The 2,319-nt window shown below is 42.9% G+C and carries 2 protein-coding genes; both read right to left on the minus strand.

Translation table 11 applies throughout. The features are described from left to right. On the minus strand, window positions 1–405 hold a 405-nt coding region (locus WBJ10_RS17350), incomplete at its 3' end, for an NAD(P)H-hydrate epimerase (protein ID WP_424292584.1). Window positions 406–619: 214 nt separating this feature from the next. Beyond that, the coding region (gene uvrA, locus WBJ10_RS17355; protein WP_424292586.1) for an excinuclease ABC subunit UvrA at window positions 620–2,319 on the minus strand (1,700 nt) is incomplete at its 5' end.

Genomic DNA, 2,319 nt, shown 5'->3' on the forward strand with positions numbered 1-2,319 from the left:
GTTAAATCCTGAACCAAGCAGCGCATCGATTAGAACTTCGGCATTTTCTTCCGGAAATGGTGTGGTATCTGACAAATCCGTTATATGGATATTCGTTAGTTTTATTCGTTCCCGGTTAACATCAAAATCTTTGCTTGGCTTATTCGAAAAGCTACTGATCTTTACATTTATACTTTTATAATCATTGGCATAAAGAAGCCTTGCAACGGCTAATCCATCACCTCCATTGTTGCCATTTCCGCAGTAAATACTTATTGGTATGTATTTGTCGATAACCTCTTTTGAAAACTCTTTAACAAACGCTATTGATGCCACTTCCATGAGATCGATTGAGCTTATGGGTTTGCTGGAGATGGTGTGGGCATCTGCTTCGCGGGTTTGTTGGGATGTGAGAAGGTTCTGCATGACACTAGTTATAAATGGCTTGCCTTCGGCAAGGTTTTTTTACCGCACAGTTCGGATTTTTACCGCAGAGTGCGCTGAGTTTTACGCAGAGGCTGGGCGGATAGAAATCTCTATAGAAAAACGAATTTGTTTATCTTATAAGTTCGTCGAAAAAACTTTGCGAACTCTGCGCCTAACTCTGCGAACTCTGCGGTTAAATCTAACCTAACTGAATTTACTTACTTTTCATTTCAATTCCAAGATACTTCCCCGTATGGCTCTTCTTGACCTTTACCAAATCTTCCGGTAAACCTGAAAAAAGTATTTCTCCGCCACCTGATCCACCTTCTGGGCCAAGGTCGATTACCCAGTCGGCAACCTTAATAACATCCAGGTTATGTTCAATCACAAGTATAGTATTACCGTGGTCAACAAGTCGGTTCAAAACTCCCAGAAGTACACTGATATCCTCGAAATGCAGACCCGTAGTTGGTTCATCCAAAATATAGAAAGTATTGCCTGTATCTTTTTTAGAAAGCTCCGTAGCCAGCTTGACCCGCTGAGCTTCTCCGCCTGATAAAGTTGTCGATGATTGTCCGAGACGGATGTAGCCCAAACCTACTTCAGCAAGTGTTTTTATCTTACGGTATATGGAAGGAATAGGCTCAAAAAATGCGACAGCATCTTCGATACTCATGTCCAAAACATCGCTGATTGATTTCCCGCGATAGCGTACTTCAAGTGTTTCGCGGTTATAGCGTTTACCTGAGCATTCTTCACACGGTACTTGTACATCCGGCAGGAAATTCATTTCAATTAATTTCATTCCCGCACCCTGACAGGTTTCACAGCGCCCGCCCTTTACGTTAAAGGAAAAACGGCCCGGCTTATATCCCCGAATCTTTGCTTCGGGAAGCATGACATAGAGGTTCCTGATATCAGAAAAAACTCCGGTATAGGTAGAAGGATTTGAACGGGGCGTCCTGCCAATAGGCGTCTGATCAATCTCAATAACTTTGTCGATATGTTCAAGGCCTTCTATCTTTTTATAAGACATTGGTTTCTTCTTCGCACGGAAGAAGTGATGGTTCAGGATAGGATATAATGTCTCTCCAATTAAAGTTGATTTCCCGCTTCCCGAAACCCCGCTAACACAGATTAATTTACCTAAGGGGAATTCAACAGAAACATTCTTAAGATTATTGCCGCTTACGTTTTTAAGAATTAGAGATTTTCCATTCCCTGCTCTTCTTTGCTTGGGAACGGCAATTTCCTTTTTACCGCTGATGTAATCGTTGGTAAGGGTGTTAGCTTTTGAGAACTGTTTGGGTGTTCCTTCTCCAACAACCTCGCCACCATGTTCGCCAGCAGCCGGGCCCATATCAATTACATGATCCGCCTCCATGATCATGTCTTTATCGTGTTCAACAACAAGAACAGTATTGCCTATATCACGCAGGTTTTTTAAGGCTGCTATCAATCGGGCATTGTCGCGCTGATGCAAACCTATACTAGGCTCATCGAGAATATAAAGTACATTGACCAGCTGCGACCCGATCTGCGTAGCAAGCCTTATCCGCTGCGCTTCACCACCCGATAGGGTTTTAGCAGTGCGGTCAAGAGTCAGATAATTTAGACCTACGTCCAGAAGAAAACCGATGCGTGAACGTATTTCTTTAAGAATCTCTTTCGCAATCGTATTTTGTCTTTCGTTTAAGCGCGACTCCAGGTCCTCGAACCACTTATACAAGTTCGCAATATCCATGCAAGCAAGGTCATAGATATTTTTCTGGTCTACTTTAATATGTAAAGATTCTTTTTTGAGTCTTGCACCACCGCATTCAGGACATGTCTTCAGTGCCCGATAATTCTCCAGGTCTTCTCCTACATCATCCCCACGGCGTTCGGTTTGCTCTTCGAGCATCTTAATAATCC

The sequence above is a fragment of the Daejeonella sp. genome (genome assembly GCF_049655485.1).
Lineage (GTDB): Bacteria > Bacteroidota > Bacteroidia > Sphingobacteriales > Sphingobacteriaceae > Daejeonella.